Here is a 22146-nt window from a genome sequence, read left to right as displayed (position 1 = left end):
TCTGGGTTGATAATTTAGCTTTAGGATGGGAGTCTGTCCTCGATCGCAATATAAGGATCACCGTGAGTCCCCGTATATATTTGAGTAGGGCGGTAAATGCGGTTTGCCTCTAGCTGTTCCTTCCAGTGGGCCAACCAGCCCGCAACGCGGGCGATCGCAAAAACTGGTGTAAATAAGTCCAGCGGAATTCCCATTTTGCGGTAAACCAAACCAGAATAGAAATCTACATTTGCATAAATTCCCTTGTGAGCTAGTTTTTCCTCAACCACTTCTTCTAACTTGATAGCAATGTCGTAATAATCGTCGTGACCGAAGTTCTCAAACAACTGTTCCGCTAACCTCTGAAGAATAGTTGCTCTCGGATCTTTCACCTTGTAAACTCGGTGACCGAAACCCATGATTTTGTCCTTATTTGCAACGCTCTTCTCGACAAAAGCCCGCACGTTTTCTACCGAACCAATTTGCTCCAACATATCAATCACTTCTTCATTAGCTCCCCCGTGCAGCGGTCCCGCCAAAGTGCCAACTGCTGAAGCAATCACTCCGTAAGGGTCTGTCAGTGTCGAAGCTGTTACCATTGCCGAAAATGTAGAGGCATTAATGGTATGTTCAGCGTGGAGAGTCAGACAAGTGTCAAAAATGCTAGCTAACAGCGGATCGGGTTCTTGCTCGTTGAGCATATAAAGAAAGTTAGCCGAGTAGTCCAAGTCATCCCTCGGCCGCACCGGGTCATTTCCCCGTCGCATTTGCTGGAACGCTGCTACCATTGTGGGAATCTTAGCTAGCAGCCGCACTACAGCTTCTCGAATGTATGCTGGGTTAGCCAGAGCTCTGCGGGAGTAGAACAAGCCCAGGGCGGCCGCTGAAGCTTGCAGGGCATCCATTGGATGTCCTCTTTCAGGAAAGCATTTCATCATGTCCCGGATGCGATATTTGATCCGGCGGTGATAGCGAATTTCATGCTCGAAAGCTTCTAGTTCTTCCTTTGTCGGAAGTACCCCCCAGATTAATAAATATGAAGTTTCGAGAAAGGAACTTTTCAGTGCCAGTTCCTCGATGCTAATCCCGCGATATTCCAGCAACCCTTTTTGTCCATCGACGTAGCTAATGCTGGACAAGGTGGCGGGAACACCTTCTAAACCTGGTTTGAATTCGCCGACGACCATTGCGATACCGTTTTATGTGAGTTCAATCTACTAAAAGTACATTACCAGAAACGAAGATAGTGTCGCAGTCTTGACAGATAATCATTTAATTCGGGTTCAGAAATCGGGTTTTTCAACAGACAGCCCGATCGCACCGCTGCGTATTGTCGCCCCTTTTTCCCGGTTTCGCCGTCCCAGAATGCCGTTTTAAGAGGGCTGGCGCGTCCTGTTAATGTCGGGGCGGTTCGCTGTTTCTAGTGCAGCAAAAACTTGGGCGCAGTTAGCCAAAACATTTGGCTGCGGCCCACAGGGGAGCCTGTTTCCGGGAGGATTAAGCCGATGATACCTGCTTTTTTGAGAATCAGGGCATCTTGCGATCGAGCCCAAAGCAAAGTTTCTGCCCAGTGGCCTAAGTCTGGTTGGTGGCCCACCAGGGCCAAGCTGCGACTACCTATTTCCTGCCACTGTTTGTACCACTCCAGCCAGTTTCCGATGTCTCCTGAAGGTGCGAGGGCGGCGGATTCTTCTATTTGGGAACTCAAACCGACTGTTTGCAGGATTTGGGCGGTTTGCTGGGCCCGCAGTAGGGGACTGGTGAGAATCAAGTCAAACTGAATTTCGAGTTCGTACAGCCGTTGGGCAATTTTCCTGGTTTTACGATCGCCCTCTTTAGTCAGCGGGCGTTCTGAGTCTGTATCATATTCTTCGGGCTCGGCTGCGATACCGTGGCGGATCAGATATAAATGCACTGTCGCTGTCCTTTTGATAGCTGTGCGCTCGAACTTATGGGTGCAGTTTGGCGCGATCGACATATTTTGCCTATTCTACAACTGCATTGAAATCTGGCGCCGTCATCTGGTTGGCGCTTCTGTAGCCATCGCGCCCTTGTCGTTTCGCATCATACAATGCTCGATCGGCGAGGGCAACGAGTTCATCCGGTGATGTTTCCGCAGTGGGAATCACAGTTGCAATTCCCATGCTAACGGTCACGATCGCGCTCACATTAGATTGCTCGTGAGGGATTCCCAAATCTCGGATTGCCTCTCGGATCGACTCAGCAACCGCGATCGCGCCATCCGCATCCGTATTCGGTAGGATAGCAGCGAATTCTTCGCCCCCGTAACGTGCCAACAGATCCGATGAACGTTTAACCGCAAGTGCCGCCGATGAAGCCACTTTTACTAAACAAATATCTCCAGCTTGATGTCCGTAGCAATCGTTATATCGCTTGAAATAATCTACATCCAACATAATCAACGAAAGCTGTTGTTTCCCCTGCATCAGTCGGTGCCATTCCGACTCCAATCGCTCATCAAAACAGCGGCGGTTTGCTACTTGTGTTAACCCATCTGTCGTAGCAATTAATCTTTCTTGTTCCGCCCGGTGTCTGAGCATCTCCTCGGCCCGCTTGCGTTCTGTAATATCAGCAAAAGTCGTTACTACTGCATAGGGTTGAGACTGATTCATTTGGAACAGCGGTTGCGAATTAATCGAAATCCAAGTCAGCGTTTTATCCGATTTGTGAATGCCCATCACCACATTTGATACGGGTTTTCCCGTCCGTAGGGTAATCGTTGCCGGATGCTGTTGGCAGGGGAAGGGAGAGCCATCTTCCTGAACGGTTCGCCAGTCTAAATCTATGGATGTACGCCCCATCAGTTGTTCGGGGCTCAGTCCGAGAATCCTTCCGGCACTAGCATTACAGGTAGTAATTTGTCCGTCTGCTAGCTGAAGTACGACGCCTTCAGTCATGCTTGTAATCACAGAACGATACCGTTCCTCGCTCTCCTGTAATTGACTCAGGAGAATGTTTTTAGCATCAAACTCTGAAGCCAGATGCAGGCTACCCGCCAAAAACCCCGCCATCAGTTGTAAGGTATGAATATCTGACTCTGTAAAGGCACAGGGTGTACCGGAAACAACTTTTAAGACGCCAACCCGATCGTCCTGATAGAACAAAGGAACAACCACCAGTGACCGGATACCAATGCGCTGACAGGCAGACTGATCCACCCGTCCATCGGTTTGTGAATCATCGCAAAGCATGATTTGGCCGGTGGCAATACATTTTCCCGATAAACTTGTCGCTACTTTGATCCGTAATCCAACATAGGCGCTGGCGATACCGCTGGCTGCCCGATACACCAACTCATCCCCTTCCAGCATTTCAATCACGGCCCCATCGGCACCGAGCGATTTTTGAGTTCGCTCGCTAATCACCGCCATGACTGCATCGAGATTGGGATTGCGGATGGCGATTTCCTGTTGGGTGGCAATCACCACAGCCAGACGCTGGAACTCTTGTTGTAATGCCGCTTCTGCTTGCTTGCGAGCGGTGATATCCTTCATAAAGCAGTGATGCCCGATCGATCGCTCCTGCGAGTCGTAGGCTGCCAACATCACCCATTGCTGGTAAAAAATCGAACCATCTTTCCTGATACCACGGCCCTCAACCTCCACTCGGCCCTCGGCTAGCATTTTTTGATAAGCCGCCATCATCCTGTCGCAGTCGTCGGGATGAACTGTTTTCTGCCAATTCATACCAACCATTTCTTCAGGTTGATAACCCACTATATTGCCGTAGGCTTGATTAACGCTGATATATCGTCCGAAAACATCCACCCGCGAGATGCCTTCGACGGCATTAGCAAGGGCTGTACTCATTTCTCTGAGTTCTGTTTCCGCCTGGACACGATCCGTAATGTCTTGGGATGTACCAAACAACCGAATAACTTGTCCCTCTGCATTGAGTTGGACCTGTCCTCTGGCTTCGGTATGGCGAATAGAACCATTCGGGTGCAGGACTTTGAGCCGCAATAGATAAGGCTCTCCGTGAGTGAGCGCTCGTTGAACTACCCGGTGTAGCTGTCTGGCACTTTCGGGATGGTAAATCCGCAGGTTTTCTTCATAGGTAGGTTCGCCTAGGGCGCTGGATCGTCCCAAAATCTTGAAGAGTTCGGGAGACCAGGTAATTTTACCCGTAATCACGTCCCATTCCCAGTTACCGATGTGGGCAACCCGCTGGGCTTCTGACAACCGGGTTTCACTCTTTTGGAGGGCTGTTTCTGTCTGCTGGCGGTCGGTAATGTCTTTTTCGTTCACGAGCAACATCGGGTTGCCTGTTACCGGGTCGTCGGTACACCGCACGTCTATCCCATGCCAGCGAATTCCCGCCAGAGTAATCACTTGAGCCTCCGTGCTAAATACCTCACCGGACTTAAGAACTGCCATTGCTCGCTCTCCTACCTGAGAGTCAACAAAGCGACTCACAAAAGCATTATCTGTCGCAGAGTGAGGTGGCTGCATATCCCCATAACAGCGCAAGGCCGCCGGGTTTTGCAGCAGCGGCACACCTTCGAGGGTGTAGAGCGAAACCATCAGCGTGGTGTGTCGGATTGCCTCGATCGATCGCAGGGTTTCCGGTTCGATTTGAGGAGCGGTTTCGACCTTACCCTCGACCAGGATTGCCAAACGCCCGCTATTAATCCTGATGCCAGAGCACCGACAGCCTACAGAAACAGGCTCACCGCCCGGATAAAACGTCCACCGCTCGGACAAGGTTTGGCCTTGCTCAAACTGCTGCTGATAGCCCTGCAAGCGAATCCGAGTACACTCTGACAACATATCGCTAAAGTTGTGGCTCGCGAGTTGCTGCCGCGTCGAAACATTCCACAGGTACAAGGAGGCTTGGTTGGCCCAGCGGATTTGCCAATCCTCAATATCAAATATCCAGATCGGGTTTTGCAACAAGTCAAAGGCTTTGAGGTGGACAATATCGCCGCTGAGGGAACAGGCAAACTCTGGCTGTAGACAATTTTGATGATTGACTCTTGGCGCGCTTTCTGTATTGGGATCGGTTTGATTCGGTTCTGTTTTGAGTTCCGGCGGTTGATGGAAAGGCGGCACCGGGTGGTGAGATTCCAGGTGCCGCATCCTCAACCCGATCTGCGCTGCAACGTGTTGCACGATCTGAATATCCAGAGGTTCCCACTGACGCGGACTTCGGCATTGATGACCAATCAACAGTCCCCAAAGCTTCGGAGATTGCTGCTGTTTGCCATCTAGCAAGATTGGCACAACTAAATTTGCCTGAACCTGGATGCGATCGAGCAATTCGACATCACAAGCTTGAAGATGACCGCTGTGAATATCAGAAATGCTGCTCGTTTGTCCCTGGCTGTAACGCTCTACCCAGGTAGCTTCAAAGCAAGGATCGTAAATCTGTTTTCCTAGGATTTGCGGCCACTGGGCATCAACCGATTCAGCCAATACTACGCCATCTCTATGCGGTAGGAAACGATAAATAATCACGCGATCGGCTTGCAGCAGCACCCTGCTTTCTTCTACCGCACATTGCAAAATTGTCTCCAGCTCCTCTAACTCGTTGAGTTGAAGTGCAATTTCTGAAACTTTTTCTAGGATTTTCTCTAACGAGCAAGAGAAAGTCTGTTTTGTAGACATCTCCATGTTCCTTTTTTTGTTAAGCATTTTTATACTATTCTAACCGGCGACAAATAAATATAAAAATTTGTTTTAACTCGTAGTAATCGCTGGCTGGGCTTAGCAAACAACCAATATTTATGTAGCTAGCCAAACTTTTTGTGACTGCTACAATTCCTTTTTTTTTGTCATTTAGCCAAGGGTTTAGGTTGTTTGGTATCTATTTTGCTTCTTCTCAAGCGTTTTTTTGCTAATTATTATCGAAAATCTCCTGCACCAACTATAACAATCCTCGCATCATTTGTGTAATTCTTGTAGGGGCCAAACCCACGCCCGGTTGCCCCAATGAGGCCGGGGTAGGCAAAGAAAGGCACTACACATCTTTGTACGACTTCTGCAAGGATTGCTATATAACAAATTGTGATTAATTTAGCGAATAAATAAGAAATTATCAAAAAATCAACGCTGGATCATTATTAAAACTTAATAATTTTTGTGGAGTTTAGTAAACTAGATCACAATAAATTTGCCCCGCTACCTGGTTGTTTTACCAAAATACTTCGTTGTATCCCTTGACAATAGTTAAAAAACCCGGTTTCTTTGATGTGTATTTTTGCGAAAGGGGGAGAAAATTTATTACTGGTAGTCCTGGAGGGATAAACCGGGTTTTTCAACCCCCTTATATCGTTTCAGGTTGCATCGTAATAATAAAATCGAGTTGACTGTTAACACTCAACCATTGAGTTTTTTCACCCCTCCTTCTACAGTCAACAGCCAGTCGATTTTAGATTTTAGATTTTAGATTTTAGATTTTAGAATTGACTCCACAGATGAATCTGGAAGCGGGAAATTAGGTGTAAAATATTGCGCTTGTCAACAGTCAACAGTCAACAGTCAACAGTCAACAGTCAACAGTCAACAGTCAACAGTCAACAGTCAACAGTCAACAATTTTCAATAAGCTTTTTATGCGCGGGTTCTCCTGTCCAACCCCTACTCCCCATAAGAAAATTTAATTTTTGTGGAACAGGCCGGATAGCCTGTTCATGACAGAAGTGCACTGGGCTTGACACTCCCCAGCCTGAAGGCATGGGGATTCTTAAGACCATAATTTAAGTCTTAAAGGCGCTGACAACTCGCCTCTACTGATTCCGCTTAGATCAAGTCCAAGCATCACCGCTACTTTTCTACCAATGTTGCCACAAGCATTGCAATCTGCATTAATTAGCCAGCCTTGCGCCGTTCGGTACAAACCACGTTTAATCCGCGTGCCAATTGGAAGCCACCCTTCGGGTTTTTCGCCGAAAGTAGGTAGCAAATCACGATCGACAAAAGAAGCTTTTGACGAATAAGATTCTTCCGTTTCAACGAACCTCAAGCCATACTGCTCACAGAGTTGAGCAATTCTATCTTTCAGTCTGCCCGTAGGGATTTGCACAAACTTTTGATTAGTTTTGCTTCCCATGTTGGCAGAATTTTTTTGTCCCTTATTCCAACCGAATACAACCGTTCCTATCCGATTTTTCAAGCAGTGCTTAATTACCTTCCTTGCTGCCTTGTTAACGGCGTCTCGCATCTGACGATTCCGTCTTTCGGTCAAGCTGGCAAGCCTTTTAGACCAATAGCCATTAACTTTTCCCTTCATGAGAAATGCAACTCGTCTGTTGTATCCCTGGTTAAGCGACTTTAAAAGCTTGCCATCGACGATAAAACTTGTACCGACATTGCTCACGCAAGTTAACCAGTTATCTACGCCGTGGTCGATCATTAAGCACTTAGCAGGGTCTATATCTGCCTGGACATTGGTCGTTGTGTAGACAAACTCTAGGTAGAAACAGCCGTTCCGGGGAAGTATGCGATATTCCCGAATCGCTTTGAAATCAAGATTAGAAGGCATCGGAAGGAAAAACGCATCTAGACCGAACCACGCTTTAACCTTGCTACCCAAAGGGAATCTCAACATTCCGTCGTTGAGTTTTACCGACCTACCTGTAAATGTCACAAGTGCCATTCCGCCTTGACGATATTTCGGTAGCTTCGGACGTTCCGTAATTACGCCATTTTTAAAAGCCTTTAGTAATCCCATAAATGACTTAAAAGACTCTGCTACGCCCGTCAGAATTTGTTGAGCAGTATCAGAGTAGAACGCTTGATAGTGTCGGTTTCGGTTTTCCGTCCCCAAAACTTTGTGCAACTGAGCACGGTTTGGGATTTTACCAGTTTTAAAGTATAGCTGGCGGGCATAGTAAGTCCCACAATTAGAAAGTTTTGCAGATTCAGAACACAGGTATTCAATAATAGCTTGAATATCTGAATCAACTCGAATTAAATTTTGTTGACAGCCCAACATGAGTCATCCTCTTTGTTGTCATATAATCATACAGCAAAAACTCGAAAAACTTCCTGAATAAACGTTTATTTTTTCGGATTCAGGAATCTGAATTTGCAATTATTGAAGAACATTGCAAAGCTGTAGCTAGAACTAAAACTGATGTACTTAGAGAGAATTAATCAGGAGCCTCAAGGTTAAGGGAAAGCCGTCCTAAAAGGACGGGGCTTCAGCCCTCCGCTACGCTCCACCCAATTTTTTGGTGAGTTCCAACCCTCAATAAGAGTTAAAAACCCGGTTGATGAGAGTAGAAGTGCGGGCAGGACTGATTATCAAGTTGAGATTTTGCCCGGAATAAGAAAAAAACACGGCAAAACCTGGTAGCAACCGGAGGTTGAGCCCCGCATCGCCTTCCCAGGCTGTTGCTGGAATCAATACCGCACCTAGAAACCCTAGAGTTAATGATCGTAAACAGGATTGTCTTTAGGACTAATTAAATGCAGCAACTTTTGCTTGATCTGATCGTCGAATACTTCCCATTTTAGCCTTGCATAATCGCTGTTCTCATTGCCACCAGAAAGAAATCCCACCGGAATTTCAAAACCTCCTGCTTGACTTCGGCCGCCACCAAAAAAGCGTCCTTGAGCATCTTGACCGAAGGCTTCTTTAATGAATTCGTCGGGGTCGAGAGTAAGTTTATTAGTTCGCAGCGAGCCAATTACTACTTCAATTTCTTCGTCCTTGTCGTGAACAATTGCGTAGACCACTGCTGTATGTACGTTCTCCTCTGTTACTAAAAAGTCCGCCGCTTGGGGAATAGAATCCCGATCGTCATAACGGAGGTAGCCGATGCCGGCGATCGAAAAATTGTTCTGAACAGTGCGGTGTTTGAGCGATCGCTCGATCGCATCCATCACCCACTTAGAACGAGACGACTGTAACACGGCATCCAGCAACTGCGGGTCGTAAAACCGGCTCAAATAAGCCGCAGCTAGAAAGTCTTCCTCCTGAGCTTGTCTGAGGGCGATCGTATCCGATCGCAAACCGTGCATCAAAGCTGTAGCGCACTTGATGTGCAGACTGACGCTGGCGTCGAGAGTTAGGAGTCCAGACTGTAAATACTCGGCAAAAATCGTGGCTGTAGCGCGGATTTGAGGCCGCAAATCGGTAAATTCTGCGTTCATTTCCCCCTGCAAATTGTGATGGTCGATGACGGCGGCGATCGGAACTCCAGCCGCTAAAATATACTCGGTTAAGTTACAAGTCGTCCCTTGATTGTCAATGAAAGCGCAGCCCTGAAACACCGACAAATCCTTAGTTTTTACTGTTTCCACCGTCCAGCGCTGCAACGGCAACCCTGTCAATTTAACTAAGGCAATATTTTCTTGGTGGCTGAGGGCGCCGGCGTAGATAATCTCGCATTGGATATCGTATTGTTCGGCGATTAATTTGTAAGTCCAAGCGCTCGAAAGTGCGTCGGGATCTGGAAAATCTTGCAGTAAGATTAACTGGCGAGTGCCTTTGTGCCGATCGAACATTTGGCGCAATTGCTCAACTTTGCGATCGTGCAATTCCTCGCGGAGACGGCCGCGATTGTCTTCGGAAGCAACTTCGGCTTTGCTGCGCCGTTTCCCAGGCGCACTCACTCCCGGTACAACCTCGCTGCTGGCCTCACGTTCACCTTCGCGGTTGCCGGATGTTTCATCGGAATTGTTAGGGGGATGGTCTTTCATCGTTGAAAATTAACAATTTAACTATTTCAGGATTTGCACGACATTCGATCTTAAACCCGGTTTCTTTGTAGATGCCTTTTTGTCAAAGCCCATACTTTTTACGACAAACCTGATTTAAGAGCGTAAATTCTCTCTTTAATTTTTTAATTCATGCAGAGAGTGTGTGTCGCCCAGAACGAAGCAATCTCAGGACTCAGAACTCCCGCAAAAAACCCCCGCGCTTGCGCTGACAGGGGTTTTAAAGGCCTATTACATATTTTTGCCATTCTTTGTGCATACCGCTCTTAACGTGTTTAGTCACTTCAAAATAAAGACCGCTGTGAGGTTTCCTCGGCGGATAGCGCAGCGGCATTCCCGCTTCTTTTGGCGTGCGGCTGCCTTTATTGACATTGCAGCGCACGCAAGCGGTGACGAGGTTTTCCCAAGAGTCGCCTCCTCCGCGCGATCGGGGAATGACATGATCGAGGGTTAAATCGTCCCCCGTATAACTACAGTATTGACAAGAGTGTGCGTCCCGGTGCAAGATGTTCCGGCGGGTTAGCGGAATATCCTTATAGGGAACTCGGACGTAATGCCGCAGCCGGATCACAGTTGGTAGCGGGAAGTTTGGCGCAATAAATTTCCCGTTGTGTTCTACCTGTTCTGCTTTTCCTTTCAGCAACAAAACTACCGCCCTTCGCCAATTGGTGATGTTAAGGGGTTCGTAGGAGGCGTTCAGCACCAGAACATTGCCCATTGTTGATTATTAAAGAGAATATTTTTACCGATGGTAACACAGGTTCCCATTTAGGTGGGGCGGGATCGGGAAGAGCGAGGCGATCGCAAAAAACGGGGAAAAACCACTCCTTTACCCTATACCTTCGCGCCGGGGCCCCCTGTGGCTGCATCTATTTTCTGCCTTTCGTGTTTGTCAGCGAGCTTTTTTCCCGGAATTTTGGCTTAGATGAGGCCAGTGTGTGCCAAGGCAAAAATTTGCCCAATAAATTTTATTTTTTTCTCTAAATGCCTAATCTTCCCGGCAACAAACAGTTTAACTTTTTAGACTATTAGTAACCTTAAATGAAAAAGCTTATTACTGCTCATGAAATTTCGGCTCTTAAAGTCAGCTTTTAGCGCGTCAATTATTGCCCTTGCTGCTCAGATTTTAGCAAACAGTCCAGCCTTGGCCCAAGCGCCTTCATTCTTCTGCGGCGCTGCTGGCGGCCGGCCAGCTACAATTGCTGTCCAACAAGGCAAAAATATTCCCGTTATTTTGTGGCTAGCTGATAACTATTTCAATGAATCAGGAGAAGATGCGATTACTCGGTGCACCAGAGTCTCAGGAATTCTCAACAACTCGCAACCGCAAGGAAGCTGGGAGAATGTTGTCACAGCAGGTGCATCTAGCAACGGTCAACTAATTATTTGTGCAGCTAATCCTCAAGACGGTTCCTGTAGATTATTATATCAAGTACCCAAAGGTCAAAATCCCGAACAAGCCCGACAAGAACTCTTAAAAAGAGTGGCCAATCCTAATGTAAGTGTTTCGCCTGTTAAAGTAAATTGATAATCATTAGTAGGGACACCGCACCGTGCCCATAGGTGTCAACTTAAGGTACAACCAATAGTCCGGCAGGGGTTAAAACCCCTGCCTCAAAGCTAAAGTCCTCGCTTCAGAGGACTAATGAGTTGAGATTCTTCTCTTCAGTCCTCTTTGAGAGGACTTTCGCTATTAGACAGGGGTTTCAACCCCTGGCGGACTTGATGGATGACTAACGAACTTGGCGGGCTGGCAGCTTAACTTGACACGCTTTGGGCACGGTGCGGTGTCCCTACTTGCAGAGAGTTGAAACTCTTGTAAAATACTTCGGTTGAGTAGTGAAAAAATTGCAGCTTTGCTTCAGCAATTCTTCTAACCCTTCAACCTGCCTCAGCCAGACAGTGCCGTTGCTTCCAGCTACAGCAATTTGCTTTCCCTCTCCACTCCAACTGACACTAACAACATTCTCCTCGAACTCAAATTGAGCAACCTGCCGCCCCGCTAAATTCCACAGCCGTACAGTCTTGTCAATTCCCACTGTAGCAAGCCGTTCTCCGTCGGGACTAAAACTAATTGATTTCGCATCAAAATGCAAGGTTTGAAATTCCTTAACTAATTCTTTTTCTGACAGATTCCACAGCCCAACTTTGCCATTCAATGTTACTGTAGCAAAGCGATACTGGTGTTCAGCCGGAGTGAAACTCAGCCCAATGGCCTGAACAGGCAGTGTTTTTTTCAGCTTGCCCGACAAATTCCAAAGTCGCACTGTAGATTTGCCATCTAAAGTCGTTATGAAATCGCCGTTTGGGCTAAAATTTACGCTTCTCACTAAGCCGTTGTGACCTGGGAGTTTCAGGCTAGGCGATACTAATTGTGGCAGTTTAGACAAATCCCAAATTGCAGCATAGCTGTCTATCCCTGCCGCCGCTAATAACTTTCCTTCCGGGCTAAAACTGATGCTGGTAACAGAGCCTTTAATTCCTTTCAAAGTAGAAATATTTTTCCCTGATAAATTCCATATTTTAACTGTGCTGTCCCTTCCGGCGGTCGCTAAAAATTTACCATTGGGGCTAAAGTTTACCATATTAACTGACTGCTGCAAAGCTTTCCATTCAGCAATTTTTTGCCCGGAAAAATTCCAAATCCGAACTCTATCGTCTATTCCTGCGGTTGCTAAAATCTGCCTGTTTGGGCTAAAACTGACGCTGGTAACTGCACCTTTATGAGCTTTCCAGTTTATCTTTGTTGGCGGAACTGATGAGGCTTTTGTCTGCTGTGTTGCGCTAATTTTATCAAGAATTATTTGTAAGGCTAATAGCGGTCTAGTTGCCGGATATTGTTCTAGCTTGTGTTTAGTTTCAACCAATGTTTTTAATTTTTTACCGGAGGCGATCGCCCTCAATAAAGCTTCTGATAAAGCTTCGCTGTTTTCTGTCTTTTGAGATACCGCTAACAATAAAGCATCGCTGCCATTTTGTTCGATTTCAATACTTGCTTGGGCCAGTTTAAACCGCTGGTAAGCGAGAGTTGAAAAGCCGATCGCCCCCAGTAACGATGCTGCCAGTACCGCAGAACCGATGCCGATCCACTGTTTGGCTTTTTGTTTGGCAGAGTCAGCTTCAATCAACGCTTTTTCGGCATCACCTACAGCTTTTTTGGTTTCTAGTGTAGCTAAATGCAGCAGTTGATTTTGGTCGCTCAAAATAACTTTCTGGCTGGCAGTCAAAAACTGAAAATCTTCGTTTCTCAAACTTTTTCCTGCCGCCCAAACTAATGCTGACTGCAAATCATCCCCTCGCAACAGTTGGGAATCATCTTCACAGCTAGAATTTAGCCAGACTTTGATTGCTTCCGAGTAAGGCGAGAGTTTTTGTAATTTTTCTTCAATTAGTCCTTGGTTAAATACAGCTTGATAAATAGGATTAGAAATTGTTAGTTTTTCCCCCCGCTTAACGATTAATCCGCTTAAGCGCAACTCCATTTGTTCGGCACTACCATCGGGCACACTTTCAGTTTGTTCTAAAATTTGCTGATACAATCCTAGTCTCCTGACAATCCGCTGGTTTTCTTTGAAAAGCCGATCGCGAATTGTGGACAAATGTTCTGGAATATCCTGAGATTCCCAATTCTCCACGATTTTCAAGCGTACTACCTTTTCAACCCATTCTTGAGGATTTTGGATGGTATCTTTCCCCCCGAATGTAGGGGCGGTGCCCCCGTGCCCGCCCTGGGGTAAATCCGGGATTAAATCTGCATTTTCCAGCAAGAGTTTGCACAGCTTTTGAGTCAAAAAAGGTTGCCCGCCAGTCCAATACAATACTTCTCTCAAAACTTCCTGAGAGCTGTCTGTAAGCTCTGCCAATCCCGCTGCTAGCGGTTGCGCTTCTGTTTCGTCAAAACCAGTTAATTCGATCGCCTTGCCAATATTAAAAGGGGTATTGCTGGTGGCATTTTTCTCGCGGCACAAATCCGTCGGCGATGCTACGCCTAAGAGGGCCCAAGTTAGGCGATCGAACTCTGAATTGTTGGCGCGCTTGTTGTAGCACGATCGAATTAACGCTAAAAAATCGTCGGCGGGAAAATCTAGGGCGAGAATGCTGTCGATTTCGTCAATAAAAATGACAATATTGCTGGAAATGTTGGGTAACAGTACGGTTTCGATGAATTCGCTCAATCTTTGAACCGGAGTTAAAAAATTGCGATCGCGCCACCAAGTCCGCACGTTGACAATATCCGACAGGTTAAAGTTATTTTCCAGAATGCGTAGCAAACCAGCATACCACTGTTCGGGAGTGACGCCGCGGTTGCCAATTTCCGAAATGTCGATCGCAGCACAAGCAATTCCTTCATTTCTCAGCCGCTGAATTGTCCGCACCTGCAAGCTAGATTTGCCCATTTGCCGGGAATTCAAAACATAGCAAAATTCCCCGGCTTTCAATCCGTTATAAAGGTCGTCGTCGGCTTGCCGCTTCACATAATTGGGAGCGTTATTTGTCAAACTCCCACCGACTTGATAGTAACTGGGTTTTGTGGTATAATCCATAGGATAAAATGGTACAATAAAAAGATCACATTTTAGTCATTCGGCGGTTTAAACCGCTACTACATCATTTAAAATATCTCTTTACATCTACCGAAACGGGCACAATTAGTAAGGTGCGTCAGATCCGAAATCCTGAATAATTGCCCTATAACGAAAGTCGGACGCACCATACAATTTTAGCGCAGTTTCCCGCCACCAATAAGGCCTAATAACATGAAAAATGATTGGACTGGATATAACGACGACAAAGACAAGTTAAGAGCTGAAATTTGGTCTTCGCTGAAGCAGCAAGCCGCATCTGTTGGCGATCCGTTTGGTCATATTCCCAACTTTGTTGGGACCCAGTTGGCGGCGGAAAAATTGGCAAATTTACCAATTTGGCAACAAGCAAAAACGATTAAGTGCAATCCAGATGCGGCGCAAAATCCGGTGCGGATGCGAGCTTTGCAAGATGGAAAACGCCTGTATATGGCAGTACCGCGCTTGACAGACGATCGCTGTTTTGTTGAGTTAACCGCTGAGGATTTGCAGAGGCAAAATATATCAATTGCCGAAAGTGCGATCGCCCGTCAAGCACTCGCTTGCGGAAAATTGGTAAGTTTTGCAGAAATGGAGCCAATTGATTTAGTAATAGTCGGCTGCGTAGCAGCAGGGCCGGGCGGTGGAAGAACCGGGAAAGGTGCAGGTTTTGCCGATTTGGAATTGGCGATGTTGCAGGAATTCGGGTTAGTACAAATCGATACGCCAATTGTAACAACAGTGCATCCTTTGCAAATAGTCGAAGATTTGCGTTTACCAATGCAAGCTCACGATTGGGCACTGAATTCGATTGTTACTGCCCAGGAGGTAATTGAAACTAATACAATTTATCCGCGTCCAATTGGGTTAAACTGGGATAGTATACGGCCGGAACAGTTGGAACAAATTCCAATTTTGCGAAAGTTGAGAGAGCAAGACTAGATAACGAGTTTCTGTGCTATACTTGTCTAAAGTTTACTATTGTAGAATATGAAAGTTATTTTGGGCGACATCACAAAGCTCGAAGTTGATGCGATCGTGAATGCTGCAAATAGCAGCTTACTTGGTGGTGGTGGAGTAGATGGAGCAATACACAGAGCAGCAGGATCGGAACTTTTTGAAGAATGTCGATTACTTGGAGGATGTAAGACTGGAGATGCTAAACTAACTAAGGGATATAAATTGCCTGCACGCTTCGTCATCCACGCAGTAGGGCCAGTATGGCGGAAGGGTGTTGATGGAGAACCGGAACTCTTAGCGGAGTGTTACCGCAAGTGTATGCAAATTGCCGCAGAACGAGAGTTTGAGAGTTTGGCATTTCCTTGCATTAGCACCGGCATTTACAGCTTTCCTAAAGCTCTAGCAGGTGAGATTGCAGTGAAGGTATGCTCGGAATATATACAAAATAATGGTAGTTCTCCAAAAGTAATTTTTTGCTGTTTCGATCGAGAGAATTATGAGATTTATGAGAGAATTATATCTAAATACAACCCTACAAAACCTCTCTAAACCTTCATCTAACGCACCCTACAAGATAGTAGGGTGCGTCAGTACAGAAGTGTTTCCCAAGTCCTGTAAGTGTTCTAACTGACGCACCCTACAAGCCTCGTTAGTGGTTTAAATGCGTAACAGCTTATCGCAACAGGCACAATTAGTAAGGTGCGTCAGATCCTAAACTTTGAATCATCGCCTTAAAACTTCGTCTGACGCACCCTACAAGTTAAACGAACCGCGAAGGCGCGAAGGACGCGAAGTAATAAAGAAGAAGAAGAGGAAGAAGATAATTTCATGATATATCTACTTTGTGGTGAACACGCGCCATGCAATGAAAGCAGTAAAACCTAGATAACCAAACACAGTAATCCAGTCTAGCCAATTGTCGGAAGTTATCAAAAAAATATCGTTCACGGGCATTGTTCGCCTGATTATTAATTACAGAAATCATACCAAATCCAGGTTACTTATCCCCATCTCTCTGTTCTCTTCCTCTGCGTCAATAGCGGTTAAATCATTCCGATGCAACCGAAATTGAGATGACTGGCTTTTTGGGAAAATTATATTAACTTTTGTTCAGAGTTTCCCTATGCTTATTCAAGAAATCTAACAATGCTTCCGCCTGTGGGGATGGCTGTAAACTGGCGTAAGAATAGCGATACAAACCTCTGCAAATCAAAGATAACCGCGTTGGAAAATCAAGCACAGATGGGATATCGACGATCGCATCATCAACTGGTGGAATATCCCCTCGCTGACAATATACAGCATAGCTAATTCGAGGCGATTTAGCCCGACTGCTGCTGCGGCTTCCCCAGTGAAAAACGTATTGATCCCAGCACGATAGAGTACCAGCTTGTGTCGGTAAAGCCCGGATATCTTCCAAGGCAAATTTAGTAGCTTTTGTCTTGAGATTTTTGATAGCTTCAGCATACTCTGGATCGCGGTTTGCCGGAATCATGTACATACATGAATTGAGGGGATTTGCCTCAGTAATTGTCACCCAGATAGTAAGCACTGTCGGCATACCGTTGGAGTCTATAGTATTTTCGTACTCGGCGTCGCGGTGAGGCTCAAATCCTTTGCCGCTGTCAGAAGTTTCTATGTAATAAACCCAAAAATTTGGAACTAGCTTGTAGCCGTTTCCCAAAATTCCTGTCAAGGTTGAGTTAAAGTAACCAAATGCTTGATAGAAGACATCGTAGACGAGGGCAAACATTGTCGGAAACCCTGCTTTTCTGACATTTTCTATACAGTCGCGCATCTGGTGAATAGTAGCAGCAGGTATTACGCTAGGTGTTTGGAAATAGCCTTCTTCTCGTAGTTGCAGCCTGTACTCGTGAAATTCTGCTTTTTGGCTTCCCGAAAATTCTGAAAAGCCATCAAATGGTCGATCGGAAATAGTTGAATTGGGGTTAATCTTGCGCCAGTAGTTAATATCTTCTGCTTGTGGCAGAAGTGGAATTAATTTATCTAAGTCAAGAGACTTTCTCAGAGTGACGGTTTCTTCAGTCATCGATCCTATTTTACGTTGATACTGCACAGGGGAAAGCCGGGGCGATCGCTCTTTTGCGATATTTGTGCTGCTCTTTCCCCATACTGCTAATTCTACGTCATTAACGAGCTAAAATATCCAATTAATTAACTCCTAAATGTGTTGTAAAATATTGTCGATACAGTTCGCACCTCGGCACGCACTCGTTCCCCTGCAATTTCACCAACCCCAAACTGTCTAATTTAAACGCCTGCATTGCCTTTAATTGCACCGGAGAGTCCGCCACTACAATCTCTCTCATCCCCTGCGCCAACTCTGGATATTCTTCTAAATTCCACAATTGGCGGCGCAAATGGTCGCTGTAAATTCCCGCATCACTTGCAGCACTTTCTTTTAATTCATCTAGTGTCAAATCCGAACGCGAAATGTGATATAATGCAACTCGCACTAAATACGGATGACCGCCGACAATTGCCATCAAGTTTTCAACTTCTGCATCCGACCAATTCAAATTATGGCGCGCTGCTAAATCTTGTATTTGCTGAGAGTTGAATTCGGGCAAATCTACGGGCAGTCCGACGTTAAAAGGCGATTGATTGATGTTCATCGGGATGTAAACTTCGGTGGAGTGAACTACAATTAACCGCAGTTTTTTCCAGATGTCGCGTCGCTTCGATTCTTCGTGCCACGCCCGCAGCAGCCCTAAAAAGTCTTCGGCAATGTCGGGATATTGGAAAACGCGATCGATCTCGTCTAATCCTAAAATTAAAGGACTGTCGATTTGCGGCAAAATGTATTTTTCAAAGTAATCTTTGCAGTTGACTTTGCTGCCAAAAATCTCGTCCCAATAATCGTCTAATTGATTTGGTAAGTGCAACTCGCGGCCGACGTAAGCGCAAAACCACTTTAAGAATTTATCTAAGTTGGCAAATACGGCTTTATCTACTAACTGAAAAGTTAGCGACACGGTGCAATAGCCTTGACGGGCTCCGTGATGCAAAATTCTTGCCATCAAGGAAGTTTTGCCCATTTGTCTCGGTGCTTTAATTCTAATTAACGCGCTGGGCTGCACAATAGTTTGATAGCAGCGTTCTTCGATGGGCGGGCGTTCTACATAAAATTGAGAAGCGACATCGACTTGTCCTCCCGGTAATTCTGGTTCGGCGGCGGGTAGAGGTATTTCGTCGCTGCTAATTTCTAATAGCTGTTTTTGTGTTAAATCTTCCGTTTGTTCTGTGACGGATGCGGGTTTTTCTGCTAGCAAATTCAGAACTTCTTCGATAATAATTGGAGTGTCGGCGGTGGTTTTCCATTCCCTCTGTTTGATGCGGTACAGATAGCCCCGCAAGTCGTGATTTAGAGGCGCGTTCAGCGGAAAACCGACGCGGATGGGGAGAATTATTGGTTTTCTGTCAGGGCGGGAGTCTTGTAGTTCTTTTGCTTGCTGAACTTGATATGTTAGTAGTTCGCTTTGGTTTCCCGTTGGCGGCAGCAGCAACAACAAATAATCGCATTCTTGGAGGAAGAAATTAATGCGATCGAACCAATTATCTCCTAATCTAATGTTATTTTCTGCTGTGAAAACTGTATGACCGATCGCGCTTAAGGCCGTTTCTAACTGTTTTCCCAACTCGCGATCCGGTTCGGCGCTGCGATAACTCACAAATACTTTAACAATTCTGCGGCTGCTGGCTGTTTCCCCCGCTGGTGGCAAATTGTCCAGCTCGTCTAAATTTTCCGGTTCCTCAAGTTTAGCCGATCGATGATCGCTAGCAGCCAGAGTCATTTCAAAAGCCGCGAACAACTGTCGAATTTTACTCAAATCCGCACCTTCTCTACCCTGTTTAATTTTGCTGACTGTATCGGCACCGACGCCAGATTCAGCCTCGATTTCCGTCAGAGTACCTCTAATGTTATTTCGGTCAGACCATTCTTGGAGCGCCTCGTTAAGTTTCTTTAAGCCAGAGGCAGTGAGAATGCGACCGCGATCGCGTTTTGACTTGAGCACTTCGCTTGCACTGAAAGGGGAACGAATCTAGAAATTTTAACGCCTTAAGTCCCTATTTTAGGCGATTTTAAGGAAGATAGTCAGCCAGCCGGAATTTAAGGGATTTTACTTGGAGATGTTTTTAGGGCGATCGACTCCTCAAACTCTGTCCTGATAACGGATTCAACAGTTGAATATATTTGAGGAGAAAAAGTTTTTCTTAACTCCCCAATCTCCGCCGCTAATGACGATTTAACTTTTTAGAGTAGATACACGAAGCAAAAAAGGAGCACCCAAATGAACAAAATCTTACACAGACTGGCAATGGCCGCTTTGGGAACTGCCGCCATTTTCACAATTAATACACTTAATAATTTAACAGAAGCATCAGCCGCTGGTAAATTTGACGAACCAGAAATTTATCAAAACACAGTTTTTCCACTTGGCGTACCGGGTCAGTTCCATAAATAGGCAAATTCATTGATGGATTTAATTTAATTAAGGAGAAATTATGAAGTCTACACTCTGTTCGCCGCAACCTATAGCTACAAAATCTGACTCGGTTGATGCTGAGGCGATCGATGCCTGCACTGCACTTGCGTGGGTGGAATTGGTAGCATTAGATGCCAGCGCTCTCACGGGGGATGATTGGCTGGCTTTGTGCGATGATATAGATAGCGGGGAAATCTACCGCTGCTGGTTTTTGTGGCGCGATCGCGAAGTTAGCGGTAATTGGGAAGCTTACGATCCTTTGAGCGATCGCCGATTTGTTGCTAAAGGAAAAGTTTTTCTCAAAGCCGCGATCGACTCCCTTGAAGATGCTAGAAATCGGGAAGTCGCCTAACTTGAATTCATCTCAGGTGAAGAAATTTTGTGTCTACAAAACAAGAATTCTGCCACTAAAATTCGCCCCTGTACAAACTTTCGTCTCCCTCCGCGAGACTCGAAAAAAAAGGGGTAATAGAACCGGATTTGATATGAGTCCCGGAAACGGAATACTCTCAGAGAAAATAAAAAAAATACGGCTGCGGGCAAGAGTTGACTGTATGATGCTAGGTGCTTCGTCTCGAAAGCGGTCGAGAACACTGTGACCGCCGCTTTCTCGTTGCAGCCGTTAAATTCTTTCTCTTCAAACATGACTCCTAAACTGCGATGGCTGTTGCCGGCCGCCCTTAGTCTTTTCTCGATCGCCCTTCCCGCAAAAGCTGATACACTAACATCTTGGCACTTCGATGCCCGCGAAAACCAACTCAATTTAACCACAGATTCAGGAGTTCAGCCGGAAGTTAAACTAATTGCTAATCCCACCCGCTTAGTAATTGATTTACCGGGAATAGTTTTGGAATATCCCGAAACTCCTCAAAGCTACAACTCAGCTATTCAACAAATTAGAGTCGGGCAATTTGACACCGGAACTACCAGGTTAGTGATACAATTAACTCCAGGTTATAAGTTAGACCCGCAAAAAGTCCGAGTCATTAGAGAATCTGCCACGCGCTGGTCATTTCAGTTGCCAAATCCCGAGCAAATAGCGGGAAACGAGTCTTTTATACCCACAGCTATTACCCGCATAGAACAAGCAGCAGGTCAAGTTACGCCCACTGTTTCGCCGGGAAATCAGAGAAACTATTCCACTGATTTGGGGATGTCAACAGGTTCGGAAATGAGCGCAATCAAGCCTCAAATCGAAAGTGCGATCGCACAGTATAGATCCCTCAGCGCCGGAATGTTTTTTCTGGATTTAGATACAGGAAACTATTTGGATATCAAGGGCGATCGAGTATTTCCGGCCGCCAGTACCATCAAATTACCCATTCTGATTGCTTTTTATCAAGATGTAGACGCAGGCAAAGTTAGCCTAGACGAAACATTAGTTATGAAGTCCGACTTAGTTGCCAGCGGTTCTGGAACTATGCAAGACAGACCAAATGGCACTCGGTTTAGCATCAGAGAAACCGTAGATAAAATGATTACCATCAGCGACAATACAGCCACCAACATGATTATTGAACGTTTGGGGGGAATTGCTAAACTCAACGAGCGTTTTCGCAGTTGGGGATTAACTGATACCAGAATTCGCAATTGGCTCGGCGATTTTCAAGGAACAAATACCACAAGTTCTGTGGATATGGTAAAGTTGCTGGCGATGCTGTCTCGCGATAAATTAGTTTCTGAACAGAGTCGGGAACAAGCTTTAGAATTATTGCGGAATACTACAACTAGAACGCTGTTGCCCTCCGGTTTGGGGCCCGGTGCAGTTATTGCGGACAAAACCGGAGATATCGGCTTTGTAGTTGGCGATGCAGGAATTATAGATATGCCCAACGGTAAGCGTTATTTAGCGGCAATCTTTGTCAAACGTCCTTACAATGACCCGATTGTGAGAGATTTTGTGCGTCGAATTTCGCGGATTGTTTACAATTATTTAGACCAACCTGCGGCGAGAGTACCGGATAATTTACGTTAATCTGAGATGTTGCACCATTGTCAATCAGCCTTTTGAACGGACTCTGGGGCCCCTTCCACAAGAAAATCTACTCTTTGTGGAACAGGCATCTTGCCTGTTCTTGAGAAGCAATATCTCACGTTGATCAGACAATTCGGCGATTGAAATCGCTACTAAACAAACAAAGTCCGCGTTCGCGGACTTGAAGAGAAGATTTTTAATTACTAAGGACTATTCTTTGCGCTCAATTGCTACAGTCAAATGAGCCGCAACTGCCCCCACTGTAGCAAGTACAGCAGCAATTGGAAAGACTACTGAGCCGGCAACGCCGCCTACCAATCCAGCCATCAGCGGAATGTCTGCCAAAGTCCGCCCTTGCGAGTTTTTGATGACGAGGCGGCGGAGTTTTCCTTGCTGAATTACTGTAGTTTAGACTAAAAAATGAGTGCAGCTAAAAGTAGCCACCTTTTAACAGAAGGCAAGATGTTGCTCAAAAAC

At 45.9% G+C, this 22146-nt stretch carries 16 protein-coding genes; 6 read left to right on the top strand and 10 right to left on the bottom strand.

Annotated elements, in window-relative coordinates:
- Positions 1 to 20: 20 nt before the first annotated feature.
- From QT992_RS24570 to QT992_RS24545, 6 genes are all read right to left on the bottom strand, one after another.
- On the bottom strand, positions 21 to 1166 hold the full coding sequence (locus QT992_RS24570) for a citrate synthase (protein ID WP_333340839.1): 1146 nt from the start codon (positions 1164 to 1166) through the stop codon (positions 21 to 23).
- Between the two features lie 233 nt (positions 1167 to 1399).
- Positions 1400 to 1894, bottom strand: coding sequence for a phosphohistidine phosphatase SixA (sixA, locus tag QT992_RS24565; RefSeq protein WP_333320687.1), 495 nt, complete (start codon positions 1892 to 1894; stop codon positions 1400 to 1402).
- A gap of 70 nt (positions 1895 to 1964) precedes the next feature.
- Complete coding sequence (locus tag QT992_RS24560; protein ID WP_333340836.1) at positions 1965 to 5606, bottom strand: diguanylate cyclase domain-containing protein; 3642 nt, start codon at positions 5604 to 5606, stop codon at positions 1965 to 1967.
- A gap of 1077 nt (positions 5607 to 6683) precedes the next feature.
- Positions 6684 to 7934: a transposase gene (locus tag QT992_RS24555; protein ID WP_333144932.1), complete on the bottom strand. Its 1251-nt coding sequence runs from the start codon at positions 7932 to 7934 to the stop codon at positions 6684 to 6686.
- Positions 7935 to 8371: 437 nt separating this feature from the next.
- Positions 8372 to 9646 carry a bifunctional oligoribonuclease/PAP phosphatase NrnA gene (locus QT992_RS24550; protein WP_333340833.1) on the bottom strand — a complete coding sequence of 425 codons (1275 nt, stop codon included), beginning with the start codon at positions 9644 to 9646 and terminating at the stop codon, positions 8372 to 8374.
- A 238-nt stretch (positions 9647 to 9884) separates the two neighbouring features.
- Positions 9885 to 10382, bottom strand: coding sequence for an HNH endonuclease (locus QT992_RS24545; protein WP_190659271.1), 498 nt, complete (start codon positions 10380 to 10382; stop codon positions 9885 to 9887).
- A 345-nt stretch (positions 10383 to 10727) separates the two neighbouring features.
- Here QT992_RS24545 and QT992_RS24540 point away from each other — a divergent pair, with 345 nt between their 5' ends.
- A complete protein-coding gene (locus QT992_RS24540; RefSeq protein ID WP_333322015.1) occupies positions 10728 to 11192 on the top strand; it encodes a COP23 domain-containing protein in 465 nt (154 codons plus the stop codon).
- A 265-nt stretch (positions 11193 to 11457) separates the two neighbouring features.
- Here the strand turns inward: QT992_RS24540 and QT992_RS24535 are convergent, their stop codons facing one another.
- Positions 11458 to 14208, bottom strand: coding sequence for an AAA-like domain-containing protein (locus QT992_RS24535; RefSeq protein WP_333340830.1), 2751 nt, complete (start codon positions 14206 to 14208; stop codon positions 11458 to 11460).
- Positions 14209 to 14421: 213 nt separating this feature from the next.
- Here QT992_RS24535 and QT992_RS24530 point away from each other — a divergent pair, with 213 nt between their 5' ends.
- Both QT992_RS24530 and QT992_RS24525 read left to right on the top strand, forming a co-directional pair.
- Positions 14422 to 15168, top strand: coding sequence for a 5-formyltetrahydrofolate cyclo-ligase (locus tag QT992_RS24530; RefSeq protein WP_333340827.1), 747 nt, complete (start codon positions 14422 to 14424; stop codon positions 15166 to 15168).
- A 48-nt stretch (positions 15169 to 15216) separates the two neighbouring features.
- The gene (locus QT992_RS24525) at positions 15217 to 15735 is read left to right on the top strand and encodes an O-acetyl-ADP-ribose deacetylase (RefSeq protein ID WP_333340824.1); all 519 of its coding nucleotides are present in this window, start codon (positions 15217 to 15219) and stop codon (positions 15733 to 15735) included.
- Between the two features lie 550 nt (positions 15736 to 16285).
- Here QT992_RS24525 and QT992_RS24520 read toward each other — a convergent pair.
- Together QT992_RS24520 and QT992_RS24515 are read right to left on the bottom strand one after the other, a co-directional pair.
- Complete coding sequence (locus QT992_RS24520; protein ID WP_333340821.1) at positions 16286 to 17236, bottom strand: phytanoyl-CoA dioxygenase family protein; 951 nt, start codon at positions 17234 to 17236, stop codon at positions 16286 to 16288.
- A gap of 121 nt (positions 17237 to 17357) precedes the next feature.
- Positions 17358 to 19223 carry an AAA-like domain-containing protein gene (locus QT992_RS24515; RefSeq protein ID WP_333377896.1) on the bottom strand — a complete coding sequence of 622 codons (1866 nt, stop codon included), beginning with the start codon at positions 19221 to 19223 and terminating at the stop codon, positions 17358 to 17360.
- Positions 19224 to 19499: 276 nt separating this feature from the next.
- Here QT992_RS24515 and QT992_RS24510 point away from each other — a divergent pair, with 276 nt between their 5' ends.
- The 3 genes from QT992_RS24510 (at position 19500) to QT992_RS24500 (ending at position 21669) form a co-directional block, all read left to right on the top strand.
- Positions 19500 to 19673 carry a hypothetical protein gene (locus QT992_RS24510; RefSeq protein WP_333141939.1) on the top strand — a complete coding sequence of 58 codons (174 nt, stop codon included), beginning with the start codon at positions 19500 to 19502 and terminating at the stop codon, positions 19671 to 19673.
- A 40-nt stretch (positions 19674 to 19713) separates the two neighbouring features.
- Positions 19714 to 20046: a hypothetical protein gene (locus QT992_RS24505; protein ID WP_006633666.1), complete on the top strand. Its 333-nt coding sequence runs from the start codon at positions 19714 to 19716 to the stop codon at positions 20044 to 20046.
- Positions 20047 to 20289: 243 nt separating this feature from the next.
- Entirely contained in the window at positions 20290 to 21669 is a 1380-nt protein-coding gene (locus tag QT992_RS24500) for a serine hydrolase (RefSeq protein WP_333322005.1), read from the top strand.
- 210 nt (positions 21670 to 21879) lie between these two features.
- On the opposite strand, the gene QT992_RS24495 is transcribed toward QT992_RS24500, so the two are convergent.
- Positions 21880 to 22068: a DUF4342 domain-containing protein gene (locus QT992_RS24495; protein WP_333322019.1), complete on the bottom strand. Its 189-nt coding sequence runs from the start codon at positions 22066 to 22068 to the stop codon at positions 21880 to 21882.
- Between the last annotated feature and the right edge of the window lie 78 nt (positions 22069 to 22146).

Source organism: Microcoleus sp. T3_D1 (genome assembly GCF_036700405.1).
GTDB lineage: Bacteria > Cyanobacteriota > Cyanobacteriia > Cyanobacteriales > Microcoleaceae > Microcoleus.
This window is presented reverse-complemented; position numbering and strand designations above follow the sequence as displayed.

Excerpts from the sequence above, each read along its gene's own strand:
- QT992_RS24570 (WP_333340839.1), bottom strand. The coding sequence starts at position 1,166 with ATGGTCGTCGGCGAATTCAAACCAGGTTTAGAAGGTGTTCCCGCCACC.
- QT992_RS24560 (WP_333340836.1), bottom strand. The coding sequence starts at position 5,606 with ATGTCTACAAAACAGACTTTCTCTTGCTCGTTAGAGAAAATCCTAGAA.
- QT992_RS24555 (WP_333144932.1), bottom strand. The coding sequence starts at position 7,934 with ATGTTGGGCTGTCAACAAAATTTAATTCGAGTTGATTCAGATATTCAA.
- QT992_RS24550 (WP_333340833.1), bottom strand. The coding sequence starts at position 9,646 with ATGAAAGACCATCCCCCTAACAATTCCGATGAAACATCCGGCAACCGC.
- QT992_RS24545 (WP_190659271.1), bottom strand. The coding sequence starts at position 10,382 with ATGGGCAATGTTCTGGTGCTGAACGCCTCCTACGAACCCCTTAACATC.
- QT992_RS24540 (WP_333322015.1), top strand. The coding sequence starts at position 10,728 with ATGAAATTTCGGCTCTTAAAGTCAGCTTTTAGCGCGTCAATTATTGCC.
- QT992_RS24535 (WP_333340830.1), bottom strand. The coding sequence starts at position 14,208 with ATGGATTATACCACAAAACCCAGTTACTATCAAGTCGGTGGGAGTTTG.
- QT992_RS24530 (WP_333340827.1), top strand. The coding sequence starts at position 14,422 with ATGAAAAATGATTGGACTGGATATAACGACGACAAAGACAAGTTAAGA.
- QT992_RS24525 (WP_333340824.1), top strand. The coding sequence starts at position 15,217 with ATGAAAGTTATTTTGGGCGACATCACAAAGCTCGAAGTTGATGCGATC.
- QT992_RS24520 (WP_333340821.1), bottom strand. The coding sequence starts at position 17,236 with ATGACTGAAGAAACCGTCACTCTGAGAAAGTCTCTTGACTTAGATAAA.
- QT992_RS24510 (WP_333141939.1), top strand. The coding sequence starts at position 19,500 with ATGAACAAAATCTTACACAGACTGGCAATGGCCGCTTTGGGAACTGCC.
- QT992_RS24505 (WP_006633666.1), top strand. The coding sequence starts at position 19,714 with ATGAAGTCTACACTCTGTTCGCCGCAACCTATAGCTACAAAATCTGAC.